This window comes from Winogradskyella sp. A2 (genome assembly GCF_046762865.1).
Taxonomy (GTDB): Bacteria; Bacteroidota; Bacteroidia; order Flavobacteriales; family Flavobacteriaceae; genus Winogradskyella.
In genome coordinates this window covers 587,596-600,520 of the sequence record NZ_JBKQXM010000001.1, presented here as the reverse complement: position 1 = coordinate 600,520, position 12,925 = coordinate 587,596, and the positions used below count along the sequence as shown (strand labels likewise).

15 protein-coding genes are annotated in these 12,925 nt (G+C 32.9%); 9 read left to right on the top strand and 6 right to left on the bottom strand.

Annotated features, from left to right (window positions below):
• The first annotated feature begins 1 nt into the window (after window position 1).
• From ACFWV9_RS02650 to ACFWV9_RS02640, 3 genes are read left to right on the top strand one after another with little or no spacing between them, the layout of a single operon-like run.
• Window positions 2-958, top strand: a complete 957-nt coding sequence (locus ACFWV9_RS02650; RefSeq protein WP_411893684.1) for an aldo/keto reductase — start codon at window positions 2-4, stop codon at window positions 956-958.
• Window positions 959-964: 6 nt separating this feature from the next.
• Window positions 965-1,207, top strand: coding sequence for a hypothetical protein (locus tag ACFWV9_RS02645; protein WP_411893683.1), 243 nt, complete (start codon window positions 965-967; stop codon window positions 1,205-1,207).
• A 9-nt stretch (window positions 1,208-1,216) separates the two neighbouring features.
• Window positions 1,217-1,945, top strand: coding sequence for a nitroreductase family protein (locus ACFWV9_RS02640; RefSeq protein WP_411893682.1), 729 nt, complete (start codon window positions 1,217-1,219; stop codon window positions 1,943-1,945).
• 94 nt (window positions 1,946-2,039) lie between these two features.
• On the opposite strand, the gene ACFWV9_RS02635 is transcribed toward ACFWV9_RS02640, so the two are convergent.
• The 6 genes from ACFWV9_RS02635 to ACFWV9_RS02610 all read right to left on the bottom strand — a co-directional run bounded on the left by ACFWV9_RS02635 (window position 2,040) and on the right by ACFWV9_RS02610 (window position 7,170).
• Window positions 2,040-2,810, bottom strand: coding sequence for a hypothetical protein (locus ACFWV9_RS02635; RefSeq protein WP_411893681.1), 771 nt, complete (start codon window positions 2,808-2,810; stop codon window positions 2,040-2,042).
• A 224-nt stretch (window positions 2,811-3,034) separates the two neighbouring features.
• The gene (locus ACFWV9_RS02630; RefSeq protein ID WP_411893680.1) at window positions 3,035-5,011 is read right to left on the bottom strand and encodes a cytochrome c biogenesis protein CcdA; all 1,977 of its coding nucleotides are present in this window, start codon (window positions 5,009-5,011) and stop codon (window positions 3,035-3,037) included.
• A gap of 139 nt (window positions 5,012-5,150) precedes the next feature.
• A complete protein-coding gene (locus ACFWV9_RS02625) occupies window positions 5,151-5,495 on the bottom strand; it encodes a rhodanese-like domain-containing protein (RefSeq protein WP_411893679.1) in 345 nt (114 codons plus the stop codon).
• Window positions 5,496-5,573: 78 nt separating this feature from the next.
• Window positions 5,574-5,885, bottom strand: a complete 312-nt coding sequence (locus ACFWV9_RS02620; protein WP_411893678.1) for a rhodanese-like domain-containing protein — start codon at window positions 5,883-5,885, stop codon at window positions 5,574-5,576.
• Window positions 5,886-6,012: 127 nt separating this feature from the next.
• Window positions 6,013-6,624, bottom strand: coding sequence for a thioredoxin family protein (locus ACFWV9_RS02615; protein ID WP_411893677.1), 612 nt, complete (start codon window positions 6,622-6,624; stop codon window positions 6,013-6,015).
• 6 nt (window positions 6,625-6,630) lie between these two features.
• Entirely contained in the window at window positions 6,631-7,170 is a 540-nt protein-coding gene (locus tag ACFWV9_RS02610) for a TlpA family protein disulfide reductase (RefSeq protein ID WP_411893676.1), read from the bottom strand.
• A gap of 233 nt (window positions 7,171-7,403) precedes the next feature.
• Here ACFWV9_RS02610 and ACFWV9_RS02605 point away from each other — a divergent pair, with 233 nt between their 5' ends.
• The 6 genes from ACFWV9_RS02605 to trpB are packed head-to-tail and all read left to right on the top strand — an operon-like array spanning window position 7,404 to window position 12,925.
• Complete coding sequence (locus ACFWV9_RS02605) at window positions 7,404-8,804, top strand: anthranilate synthase component I family protein (protein WP_411893675.1); 1,401 nt, start codon at window positions 7,404-7,406, stop codon at window positions 8,802-8,804.
• A 1-nt stretch (window position 8,805) separates the two neighbouring features.
• Entirely contained in the window at window positions 8,806-9,372 is a 567-nt protein-coding gene (locus tag ACFWV9_RS02600; protein ID WP_411893674.1) for an anthranilate synthase component II, read from the top strand.
• 2 nt (window positions 9,373-9,374) lie between these two features.
• Window positions 9,375-10,367, top strand: coding sequence for an anthranilate phosphoribosyltransferase (gene trpD / locus ACFWV9_RS02595; protein ID WP_411893673.1), 993 nt, complete (start codon window positions 9,375-9,377; stop codon window positions 10,365-10,367).
• Window positions 10,364-11,149: an indole-3-glycerol phosphate synthase TrpC gene (gene trpC, locus ACFWV9_RS02590; RefSeq protein WP_411893672.1), complete on the top strand. Its 786-nt coding sequence runs from the start codon at window positions 10,364-10,366 to the stop codon at window positions 11,147-11,149. The genes trpD and trpC overlap by 4 nt, the downstream gene beginning before the upstream one ends.
• Complete coding sequence (locus ACFWV9_RS02585) at window positions 11,146-11,760, top strand: phosphoribosylanthranilate isomerase (protein ID WP_411893671.1); 615 nt, start codon at window positions 11,146-11,148, stop codon at window positions 11,758-11,760. Before trpC ends, ACFWV9_RS02585 begins: the two co-directional genes overlap by 4 nt.
• Window positions 11,744-12,925, top strand: coding sequence for a tryptophan synthase subunit beta (trpB, locus tag ACFWV9_RS02580; protein ID WP_411893670.1), 1,182 nt, complete (start codon window positions 11,744-11,746; stop codon window positions 12,923-12,925). Before ACFWV9_RS02585 ends, trpB begins: the two co-directional genes overlap by 17 nt.

Genomic DNA, 12,925 nt, shown 5'->3' with positions numbered 1-12,925 from the left:
AATGAGTAAGACAAAAATAGGATTAGGATTAGCGGCCCTTGGCAGACCAGACTATATTAATATTAGAGCTATTAAGGATATCGATAAATCCATTGAAGCATTTAAAGCTAATGCATTTAAGGTATTAGATGACAGTTACACATTAGGTATTAGAGATTTTGATGTGGCTCCATCCTATGGACTTGGTGAACAATTTTTACAAGAATGGAATAATTTAAGACGTCATAAAGATGTTACTATTTCAACTAAATTCGGTTATACATATGTTGCTAATTGGAAAATTGGATTTGAAGGGAAACATGAAATTAAAGAACATTCTTTAACGAAACTTAACGAGCAATGGGAAACATCGAAAGCCCTTCTACCAAATCTTAAAATCTATCAGATCCATTCGGCAACACTAGAAAGCGGTGTTTTAGAAAACAGGGATGTACTATCTCGATTAGATGAACTAAAACAAAAACATCAATTAAAAATTGGAATTACTTCTAGTGGAACAGAACAAGCTAAAATCATCACTAATGCCAAGAATGTCAATGTCAATGGGAAACCACTTTTTGATAGTTACCAAGTAACATTCAATATTTTTGAACAATCTTGTTATAAGATTTTAAAACAATTATTAAAAGAAGATAAAACCGTTATCATTAAAGAAGCATTGGCTAATGGTCGGGTTTTCAGAAATAATCGTTTCAAAAATCATCTGGCCACTTATGATTATCTAGAAACACTTGCAGTAAAATACAAGGTTTCAAGTGATGCTATTGCATTACGCTTTATTATGGACAATCTCGAACCAACTTTGATATTAAGTGGTGCTTCAAATACAGAACAATTAAAACAAAACATAAAGGCTTTAAACTTTGATTTAGATGAAATTGAAACTTCAAAATTAGAATCATTTAAGGTGTCACCACAGCAATATTGGCAAGAAAGAAGTAACTTAGATTGGAATTAGAATTAAATGATACGACTTTATATTATTGGTATTGCCATTCTTATTATTGCGATTCTGGCAAATGGCATAATTTTAAAATTAGGCATTAAGTCTTGGTATGATTTTATTGCCCTTCTCAACCATGAAGGCAGTTCAGCCTTTCGCCAACTAAGCATATTAGACTACCTATGGTTATTCATAGGATATCCTCTAATTTTGGGATGTGGTAATTGGATAGGCAATACTATACATAAATTGATAATAAAATAATTGAAATTCATGGAAAAAACTGTTACTGAAGCTATAGCATATAGAAGATCAACACGAGTATACAAGGACGAAGCTATTGACCCAGAAAAAGTAAAACATTGCCTCGTTAACGCGACTTTAGCGCCCACTAGTAGTAATCTTCAGCTTTGGGAATTTTATCATATCACCAATAAAGAAACCTTAAAAAAATTGGCAGAAGCATGCTTTAATCAAAGTGCTGCAAAAACAGCTCAACAATTAGTAATAGTTGTTACCAGGAAGGATTTATGGCGTAAGCGAGCGAAGGCCAATATTGATTTTTTAAATAAGGTATATAATAAAGATGGTCTTAGCGAACGCGATTTAAAACGCAAAAAAATGGCAACGGATTATTATAAGAAATTAATACCTACCATATATACTGACTTTCTGGGCATATTGGGTTATATTAAATTCATCATATTTCAAATAGTTGGTCTTTTTAAACCTATATACAGACAAACGCGTTTAAGCGATATGCGTATCGTAGCTCATAAAAGTGCAGGATTGGCTGCGCAGAATTTTATGACCAGTATGGCTGCTATAGGATATGATACTTGCCCAATGGAAGGCAGTGACACGCTACGTGTAAAAAAGATACTTAACTTACCTCGAGGTGCTGAAGTAAATATGGTTATAGGATGCGGTATTAGAGATGATAAAGGTATTTATGGCCCAAGATTTAGAATTCCTTTTGAAGACGTTTATTTTAAAGTATAATTAAAGCATTTTTATTAAAATTATAAAACCTCATATTATTTCAATTCGTAATATGAGGTTTTTAGTAAATGAGTTTAAGTCTTACTTAACAAAATTAATCGCCGCTCATTTCCTTATTATAAACCCAAATTTCATCCCAGGCGTTTTTAAATGTTGTTCTATATAATTCTCTTTGATTCTGCATGGAGTTATTTCCGTTAACCTTTTCAAAGGTCTCAGTCCAATTCACATTTCTATCAAAATCTGCCCAATTTGGATGAAAACGAAACGTTGCAATATGCCTTCCTAAATCACCTTGTCTAAACTCATTGTAATAAACACCCCAAGGATTTTCTCCTTCTAAAGCCTTATTTGTTTTACTTACTCTCTCAAAGAAAGTACGAACGCCAGGAGCAAGACCATCTACAACTTCAAAATATCTAACAAGTATAATTGGATATTTAGAATTATCACCATCAAGCATTGCCGTATTGTTGAGTTCATTGTCGTCCTTCCAATACTCAACTGTGTGCATTTTTTTTATATATGGATCAATATTATCTCTCCAATCCTCATCATGTCCACCAACAGAAGGTCTTTTATCTAAATCAGCATAAGTCATAGGTCCCATTTCCCATATGATTTTTCCAGCATTTGGTCCGGTAGTAATATTATAAACAGTCGCTTTATGCGGCCCTTCTTTATGATACTTCTGGTTATGCTTTCTCATATTTTCCCCAAGCACCTTAAGTTTAGCATAGTCGGGAGTAATCATAATATCCTCCCACATTTTGTACGAGTTATCCTCGTTTTGAGCAGTAACAGTTAACATGGCACCAGAAACTATGGCCACCATGATAAAAAATGAAATTGATTTTTTAAACATAATTAATTGAATTTAGTTGATTAATAGTAACCATACATATATTACACAATACATATGGTTGAAATAAAATGACAATAAAAATGTATAATAAATGGTTGTCGCTGTAAACCCATTTAAGATAAAGGATCAGCTTTGGAGTACATTAAATATAAGAAATTTAAAATATAAGTAAGATTTTTTTAGCAAATCTGTAGTAAATAAAACCTACTTCTGAAAGCAGAATACTAGTTTTCAAAATTTTCCAATCCTTTTTCCAACCAATCAAAATAGGCACCGGCATCTGGCTCATATGCATTTGTAGTATTCAGTAACTGCAAATCATGATCTAATAAGACATAATAAGGCTGTGAGTTGTTTTGAAAATTGATAGTCTGTAAGGTTGCCCATTTATCTCCAATGGTTTCAATATCCTTTACAGATCCATTACTTCTTATATACTGAAACTGCTCTACTTCTGGCAATTCTTTTTTATCGTCTACATAAAGCGAAATAATAACATAATTGTCCTTAAGCATATCATAGACATCAGTTGTGCTCCACACCTGCTCTTCCATCTTTCTGCAGTTTACACAAGCCCAACCTGTAAAGTCTAACAATATAGGTTTATTCTCAGCTTTAGCCTGTGCTAACCCTTCACTTAAATCTTTGTTACAGTTAAGATCTAACGGACACTCGGATGATTTTTCATAAAGGCTATAAAACATTGGTGGCGGAAACCCACTTAACAATTTAAGGTTAGCGTGAGCTGAATTTGTTAAACCTGGTATAAGGTAAATGACAAACGCTATGATTAAAATACCAGTCGTTATTCTGCCCTTACCTAATTTTTGCAAAGGTCCATCATGAGGAAACTTAATTTTACCAAATAGATAAAGTACCAAGCCAATTCCTATCAATATCCAAAGGCCAATAAATACTTCGCGTTTTAAAAGTCCCCAATGCTCAACTAAATCTGCATTAGATAAAAACTTAAGTGCTAATGCCAATTCTATAAATCCTAGTACTACTTTAACCGTGTTTAACCATCCTCCAGATTTTGGTAATGAATTAAGCCATTTTGGAAACATAGCGAATAATGAAAATGGTAGGGCCAACGCCAAACCAAATCCACTCATACCCATAGTTAATTGCATAGCACCACCATCTGCCGTCAATGAGCTACCTAAGAGAGTTCCTAAAATTGGGCCTGTACATGAAAAAGAGACTATGGCTAGTGTCAATGCCATAAAAAATACACCTATAAATCCACCTATCTTATTGGCCTTACTATCCATTGCTGCGCTCCAAGATTGAGGTAGAGTCAGTTCAAAATATCCAAAAAATGAAAAGGCAAATACAATAAAAATGATAAAGAATATTATGTTGAGTGTAACATTAGTAGAAATGTTATTTAAAATACCAGGATCTAAAGAATCTAATACGTGAAACGGAATACTTAAAAGTGCATAAATTAGAAAAATAAAAAAGCCATAAAGTATCGAATTGAACAATCCTTTTTTAGGATCATTTGCACTCTTGGTGAAAAATGACACAGTTAATGGTATCATTGGGAATACACATGGTGTCAATAATGCTATTAATCCGCCTAAAAAGCCCAATAAAAAAATTGAAAAATTGCTTTTCTTTTCAATGGTCTGACTTTCAAATTTATCCCAACCCGTTACATTAAGATTAAGTGCATCCGAAAGCCGTTTGCTGCGATCATCTAATTCCGTAACTTCTTTTGTAATTTCAGAACCATCTAAGGATATATTGAATGTATAGTCACCAGGTATGCACTTAGAATCGTCACATGTTTGATACTCTACATAAATATCTAGTTTAGTAAGATCTGGGTTAATTAGGGTAATTAACTGCTCAAAAATCGCAGTTTCTTTAAACTTTACTACATTTTCTTCAAATATCTTATCATAAATCGGCGGAACGGAAGGCTCCGTTGTTTCACCATTTAAACTATAATTACCCTCTTTATTTTTAAATTCAAAAAAGGTCGTTGGCGCGAAGCTATCTTCTGATTGTTGGTGTTGGGAATAAATATACCACCCCTTATCAATATTGGCTTGTAATATGACTTTGTACTCGTTGTTTGATACTTTCTCAATCTTAGATTCCCATTTAACAGGTTCTAAAATTTGAGAGTTCAATTGAAATGAAAAACAAAACGCAATTAATACGTAAAATAAAACCGATTTAATCTTCATAAATAAAGCGTTAATACACAAATGTAATTGTTGTGATTCTATTATTGATTAACAGTCGCCTAATTTATAAAAACCTTAAGAATTAAGACTAAACATTTGTTACACAAAAAAACCGAACGATATCGTTCGGTTTTATATTTTAAGATTTTACTTCGAGTTCAAGCTCTTCTGAATGTTGCCATCTAGAGAGGCCTCCCTTGAGATCATATATTTTCTCAAATCCGGCTTCTTCCATCTTTTTAGCACATTTAGCACTTCTTGTACCACCTTTGCAATAAAGTATTATAGGTTTTTCTCTATCTAGTTTTGTAATATCCTCTTCAAATGTTGGAGATAAATAATCAATATTTTGTGCATTAGCTATATGTACTTCACTATACTCTTCTGGAGTTCTAACATCTATAACCTGCACATCTTCTGATTCTAGGATAGATATCATTTCTTCTGCAGTTACCAATTGAACTTCAGAGTTTTTAGGATCCATACAGCTCGTTGAAAGACTTAGTACAGTGATTAAAAAACAGAGTTTAAAAAATCTTTTCATAATTATTGTAATATATTTTTATTGTTGCCTGACTTCACCTCGCCAGTCATTAATTCCTCCTACCAAATTGTAGGCTTTTTCAAAACCAAGTTGATTCATAACTGCGCAGGCTTGTCCACTTCTACCTCCTGACCTGCAATACACATAGTAGTTCTTAGATTTATCTAACTTTTTAATTTCATCAATAAATCCTTGACCTCTATAGATATCAATATGAACAGCATTCGGTATTATTCCATTATTAACTTCGTCTTGTGTTCTAACATCTAAAACAACCGAATTATTGTCTGTATCAAGTTGTTTTGTCCAATCTTTTTGCGATAAATTCACTTTTTATAGCTTTTTTCTTCGACAAAATTAACATTTCCTTATGATATAGACGAAAAAAAATCCGAAGTGTTACAACTCCGGATTAAATTTTTTAAATATTAATTACAAATATCAGAAAGTCAAATCATTATACTTTAATTGAACATCCTATTGCACGTGTTTCCGTAACCTTAACTTCTCCTCCATCTAATAATGAGTCAACTGCATCTTCAACATACTTTGTATTAACAGCCTTAGCATCCTTATAATTATCGTCTATTGCACCAATATACTTTACTTCATTTCCTTTTCTGGTCTTTTCTAAGATGTAAACATGTGGTGTTTTAGTAGCTCCATATTGAGGATATATTTTTTGTCCCTCATCCATTAAATATGGAAAAGTAAATCCCTTTGCCTTAGCTCTAGCTTTCATAGCATCCATGTTATCACCTGGTTTTACATCTGTATTATTGGGCATAATTGCAATTACAGGATATCCTTTAGATGCATATTTTTTGTCTAATTCAACAATTCTGTCTTCATACGCAACTGCATAAGGACACGTATTGCATGTAAAAATCACTATAAAACCTTTAGCGTCTTTATAATCAGCCAAGGACACCATTTTACCATCTATATTTTCTAAACTAAAATCTGTGGCTAAATCACCCACTTTATAACCATCAGAATCAGGCTTAATTGTAAATGCCGAAACTACAGTCATAAGAACTATCAATGAAAGTACTTTTAATGTTTTCATAAGTATTTATTTTAAAAATTGTTTTAATTCGTTTTCTAACTCGTCTTGGGTAAATGACCTTTCATAAAAAAGGCGTTTGTCTTTATTGTATATTATCGTTGCAGGAATTGCTCCTGACCATTTTTCATTAATTGCTGGTATCCATCTATTTTGATCTGTATCATCAAATGCAACAACTTTAGACTTTAAATCGTGCTTAGTAATAAATGGTTTTAGTTTGGAATCATAGTTCTTCGGAAAGTCTAAGCTTACCAATAAAACTTCCACATTATCAGACTTATATTTTTCATTAACAGTTTCAAAATAGGGCAACTCTTTAACACAGGGTGCACACCATGTAGCCCAAAAATTAACTACATGTACTTTATTATCATTTTTATTAATAAGTGGCTTTAATCCGTCATAGTCATATATCTCAAGTGCAATGACTTCTGAATTGGTCTCCACTATTTCGGTAGATGCCTTTTCAGCAACTTTATTTACAGTAGAATTGTCATTTTTACAAGCTACAATTAATAAAATAAGAAGGAAAGTAAATCGTTTCATATGCTAAAGTTATTAATCAATATTTATGCCTCTGAATAATTAACAAAAAATTAATTCAAAAGTTTGATAATAAAAATTATCATTTCTATATTTGACATCTAGTGAAAACAATAATTAATAATACTTGGTGGTGGAAATTCTCAAACTCAACGTTCGTGAATTAGTACCTTGTATGTATATAATATAGAAAAAGGCTTGTCATTCACGACAAGCCTTTTTTTAATTTACAATCAATGAAAATATTTAGTCTTTATACACATTATAAAAAGATTCTTGCAGATACTATAACACCTGTTAGCATTTACCTTAAAATTAGAGATAAATTCCCTAACAGCATACTATTAGAAAGTAGTGACTATCATGCAAATGATAATAGTTTCTCCTATATATGTTGTAATCCAATAGCATCAATAGAAGTTAAAAACGGATCTATTTATCAGAACTATCCGGATGGTAGTTCAAAGGTTAACCATGTAAAAACCGTTAGTGTTGTGGAAGAAATTCAAAAATTCACGCAACGCTTTAAAGTGGAGACTAACGAGGAGTTCAAATTCATAAATAATGGTATTTTTGGTTATACCGCCTATGACGCTGTTAAATACTTTGAAGATATTGAGATTTCTAAAAAACCAGATTCTATTGAAATTCCTGAGATTTACTATGCGGTTTACCAAAACATAATTGCGATTAATCATTTTAAAAATGAGGCCTACATCTTTGCGCATTGTTTTGATACTGAAAATAACATAGATACACTGCTTCAATTAATTCAAACCAGACAATATGCATCCTATGATTTTGACACCAAGGGTGAAATAGAATCTAATTTAACAGATGAGGAATACAAACAACATGTAGAGCTTGCTAAAAAACATTGTGCACGTGGTGATGTATTTCAGTTGGTATTATCTAAGCAGTTTTCTCAAAAGTTTAGTGGTGACGAATTTAATGTCTACCGTGCATTAAGAAGCATTAATCCTTCGCCTTATCTATTCTATTTTGACTATGGAAATTTCAAAATATTTGGAAGTTCACCAGAGGCTCAATTGATAGTTAGTGATGATAAAGCAGAAATTCATCCAATTGCTGGTACATTCCGACGTACTGGAAACGATTTAAAAGATGCTGAATTAGCTGAAAATTTAATTAATGATGATAAGGAGAATAGTGAACATGTTATGCTTGTGGACTTGGCAAGAAATGATTTGAGTAGACATGGACACAATGTTAAGGTGGAAACCTATAGAGAAGTTCAATTTTTCTCCCATGTTATTCATCTTGTAAGCAAGGTTACAGGCATTAAAAATAAAGGAACCGAGACTATGCAGGTTGTGGCAGATACATTTCCGGCAGGTACATTAAGTGGTGCACCTAAACATATGGCTATGCAACTCATAGAAAAATATGAAAAAACTAGTCGTGGATATTATGGTGGTGCCATAGGGTTTATGGATTTTAACGGTAATTACAACCAAGCCATAATGATAAGAACCTTTTTAAGTAAAAACCACAAATTATTTTGGCAAGCTGGCGCAGGTTTGGTAGCAAAATCCAACCCAGAAAGTGAATTACAAGAAGTATACAATAAGCTAGGTGCACTAACAAACGCCATTGAACAAGCTAAAGACATTTAGAATGAAAAAAGTATTAGTTATAGATAATTACGACAGTTTCACATATAACTTGGTACATTACCTTGAGGATCTAGACTGCGAGGTAACAGTAAAACGAAACGATAAATTATCTCTTGAGGAGGTTGAAGAATTTGATAAAATTGTTTTATCTCCAGGACCTGGTATTCCAGATGAAGCTGGCCTATTAAAAGAAATTATTGCTAAATATGCATCTACTAAAAGTATTTTTGGCGTTTGCCTTGGACAACAAGCAATAGCTGAAGTATTTGGTGGTTCATTAGATAATTTAGAGCAGGTATATCATGGTGTTGCTACAGATATAACGTTAACTGTAGATGATGAACCATTGTTTAAAGGCATGGATAAAACGTTTAAAGTGGGCAGATATCACTCTTGGGTTGTAAGTACAATTCTTCCCGATAGTTTAGAGGCTACATCTTACGATGAAAATGGACAAATAATGTCATTAAGACATAAAGAATATGATGTAAAGGGTGTACAATACCATCCAGAATCTGTTCTGACACCAAATGGAAAAAAAATACTTGAAAACTGGGTTAATAGCTAATCATGAAAGAAATTTTAAATAGACTCATAAATCAAGAAAGCATTAGTAGTGATGAGGCTAAAAATGTTTTGGTTAATATTTCTAAAGGAATTTATAACCAAAGTCAAATCGCTTCTTTTCTCACTATTTATATGATGCGAAGTATCACAATTGAAGAATTGAGAGGTTTTAGAGATGCACTCTTAGAATTATGTATTCCTGTAGAATTAGATGGAATGGACACTATAGATTTATGTGGTACTGGAGGTGATGGTAAGGATACGTTCAATATCTCAACACTTTCATCCTTCATCACAGCAGGTGCTGGAGTAAAAGTTACTAAGCATGGCAATTATGGTGTATCATCAACTTGTGGATCTTCAAACGTCATGGAAAATCTGGGTATCAAATTCACCAATGACCTTGACTTTCTCAAAAAAAGTATTGATGAGACTAATATTTGTGTTTTACATGCACCACTTTTTCACCCAGCCATGAAAAATGTAGCACCAATACGTAGAGAGTTGGGTGTAAAAACATTTTTTAACATGTTAGGTCCAATGGTTAATCCTGCGTTTCCAAAAAACCAAATGGTAGGTGTATTTAACCTAGAATTACTTAGACTATATGGTTACTTATATCAAGAAACTGATAAGAATTATGCTATTGTACACGCCTTAGATGGTTATGATGAAATATCATTGACAGGAAAAACAAAAGTAATCACCAATGATTCCGAGTTACTTTTTAGTCCAAAAGAAATTGGATTAACCCAAGTAATTCAATCTGAAATATTCGGTGGCAATACCGTTGAACAAGCCGCTGGCTTATTCAAAGAAATAATTAGTGGGAATGGCACAACAGCTCAGAACGAAGTAGTACTTGCCAATGCAGGTTTAGCAATAGCAACAGCCAATAAAATAGATCACAAAGAAGGAATTGAAATTGCAAGAGAGTCCTTATTCAGTGGCAAAGCAAAGCAAAGTTTAAATAAACTGATTGAACTTAGTAAATGAACATATTAGATAAAATAGTAATTGATAAACGCAAAGAAGTCGCACTGCGTAAAGCTTTAATACCTACCAGCCAATTGGAGGCTTCTGTGTTATTTACAAGAAATACCAAATCACTTTCTAATACCTTAAGAGAAAGTAGTTCTGGTATTATTGCTGAGCATAAACGCAGATCGCCTTCCAAAGCAGTAATAAATTACAAGCTTAATGTTCAAGATGTGGCGAAGGGTTATGAAAATGCAAGAGTTTGTGGTATGTCAGTTCTTACAGATGGTAAATATTTTGGTGGCTCTTTAGATGATCTAATAATTGCACGATCTAGTTGTAATTTACCATTATTAAGAAAAGAATTTATAATTGATGACTACCAAATTCTAGAAGCAAAGGCTTATGGTGCAGATGTAATTTTGTTAATTGCAGCTATTTTAACAAGAGAAGAAATTAAATCGTTTTCAGAGTTTGCAAAATCATTGCAACTAGATGTGCTATTAGAAGTGCACAATAAGGAAGAACTTCAAAAATCAATTATGCCATCATTGGATATGTTAGGTGTAAATAATAGAGATTTAAAAACCTTTACAGTAAGTCTAGAAACATCAAAGGAACTTAGTAGTTTAATTCCAGATGATTTTGTAAAAGTATCTGAAAGTGGTATAAGTTCTGTTGAAGCGATTAAAGAATTACAACCATATGGTTACAAAGGCTTTTTAATTGGTGAAAACTTTATGAAAACTGACAATCCTGGTGCTAGTGCAACTGAATTCATAAATAACTTGGAAGTATGAAATTAAAAGTCTGTGGCATGAAATATAATACTACTGAAGTTGCAACCTTGCTACCAGACTATCTTGGTTTTATTTTTTACAAAAAATCACCAAGAGATTTTGATAGAAATATTCCAGAATTACCAAATGGTGTTAAAAAGGTAGGTGTTTTTGTGGACGAAAAAGTAGAGGTTATTGTTGACAAGATTGAAAAGCATAAACTTGATGCGTTACAACTTCATGGTCATGAATCACCTGAAATTTGCAGACTACTTAAGTCTACTAACAAAGAAATCATTAAAGTCTTTTCTATAAAAGATGAATTTGATTTTTCTGTATTAACCAACTATGAAGATGTTTGTGATTATTTCCTATTTGATACCAAAGGAAAATTACCGGGCGGCAATGGTTATACCTTTAATTGGGATGTATTAAGAGATTACCCTTCTACTAAACCTTATTTTCTTAGCGGCGGAATCGGAATAGAAGAAATTGAAAAGATTAAAAAATTTAAAAATAGTCCTGCTTCAAAATACTGCTATAGCATTGATATTAATAGCAAATTTGAAATTGAACCTGGATTAAAAAATATTGATGAATTAGAAAAATTTAAACATGAGCTACAATATTAACGACAAAGGATACTATGGTGAGTTTGGTGGTGCCTACATACCTGAAATGCTCTATCCAAACATTGAAGAATTAAGACAGAATTATATCAAAATAACAGAAGAGCCTTCCTTTAAAGAAGAGTTCGATCAATTATTAAAGGATTATGTTGGTAGACCTTCTCCACTTTATTTTGCAAAACGCCTTTCAGAGAAGTACAACACTAAAATATACTTGAAGCGTGAAGATTTGAACCATACAGGTGCACATAAAGTGAATAATACAATAGGTCAAATCTTACTGGCAAAACGCCTTGGCAAAACACGTATTATTGCTGAAACTGGCGCAGGACAACATGGTGTTGCTACAGCAACAGTTTGTGCATTAATGGGAATAGAATGTGTAGTATATATGGGTGAAATAGATATTGCCAGACAAGCACCTAATGTAGCGCGCATGAAAATGCTTGGTGCAAAGGTTGTACCAGCATTGTCTGGTAGTAGAACACTAAAAGATGCCACAAACGAAGCAATGCGCGATTGGATTAACAACCCTGTAAACACACATTACATTGTTGGTAGTGTTGTTGGACCTCATCCTTATCCAGATATGGTAGCACGATTCCAGGCTGTAGTTTCTGAAGAAATTAAAGAACAATTAAAAGAAAAAGAAGGTACAGAGGATCCGGACTATCTTATTGCCTGCGTAGGAGGAGGTAGTAATGCCGCAGGCACATATTACCATTATTTAGATAATACAGATGTGAACATAATTGCAGTTGAAGCTGCAGGAAAAGGCATTGACACAGGTGAAAGCGCAGCAACTTCTGTTTTGGGTAAGGAAGGAATAATACATGGTAGTAAAACCTTGTTAATGCAAACGAATGATGGACAAATTACAGAACCCTATTCTATTTCAGCAGGATTAGATTATCCTGGAGTTGGGCCAATGCATGCCAATTTATATAAAACAGGAAGAGCAGAATTTGTGGCTATAACTGACGATGAAGCCATGACAGCAGGTTTAGAATTATCACAATTAGAAGGGATTATCCCAGCAATTGAAACTTCTCATGCCTTAGCTGTTTTTGAACATAAAACCTTCAAACCCGAAGATATCATTGTGGTTAACCTTTCCGGAAGAGGTGATAAAGATTTACAGAATTATATTGACTATTTTAAGTTATAA

Coding starts and splice junctions, on each gene's coding strand:
- ACFWV9_RS02650 (WP_411893684.1), top strand. CDS start 2: ATGAGTAAGACAAAAATAGGATTAGGATTAGCGGCCCTTGGCAGACCA.
- ACFWV9_RS02645 (WP_411893683.1), top strand. CDS start 965: ATGATACGACTTTATATTATTGGTATTGCCATTCTTATTATTGCGATT.
- ACFWV9_RS02640 (WP_411893682.1), top strand. CDS start 1,217: ATGGAAAAAACTGTTACTGAAGCTATAGCATATAGAAGATCAACACGA.
- ACFWV9_RS02635 (WP_411893681.1), bottom strand. CDS start 2,810: ATGTTTAAAAAATCAATTTCATTTTTTATCATGGTGGCCATAGTTTCT.
- ACFWV9_RS02630 (WP_411893680.1), bottom strand. CDS start 5,011: ATGAAGATTAAATCGGTTTTATTTTACGTATTAATTGCGTTTTGTTTT.
- ACFWV9_RS02625 (WP_411893679.1), bottom strand. CDS start 5,495: ATGGATCCTAAAAACTCTGAAGTTCAATTGGTAACTGCAGAAGAAATG.
- ACFWV9_RS02615 (WP_411893677.1), bottom strand. CDS start 6,624: ATGAAAACATTAAAAGTACTTTCATTGATAGTTCTTATGACTGTAGTT.
- ACFWV9_RS02610 (WP_411893676.1), bottom strand. CDS start 7,170: ATGAAACGATTTACTTTCCTTCTTATTTTATTAATTGTAGCTTGTAAA.
- ACFWV9_RS02605 (WP_411893675.1), top strand. CDS start 7,404: ATGAAAATATTTAGTCTTTATACACATTATAAAAAGATTCTTGCAGAT.
- ACFWV9_RS02600 (WP_411893674.1), top strand. CDS start 8,806: ATGAAAAAAGTATTAGTTATAGATAATTACGACAGTTTCACATATAAC.
- trpD (WP_411893673.1), top strand. CDS start 9,375: ATGAAAGAAATTTTAAATAGACTCATAAATCAAGAAAGCATTAGTAGT.
- trpC (WP_411893672.1), top strand. CDS start 10,364: ATGAACATATTAGATAAAATAGTAATTGATAAACGCAAAGAAGTCGCA.
- ACFWV9_RS02585 (WP_411893671.1), top strand. CDS start 11,146: ATGAAATTAAAAGTCTGTGGCATGAAATATAATACTACTGAAGTTGCA.
- trpB (WP_411893670.1), top strand. CDS start 11,744: ATGAGCTACAATATTAACGACAAAGGATACTATGGTGAGTTTGGTGGT.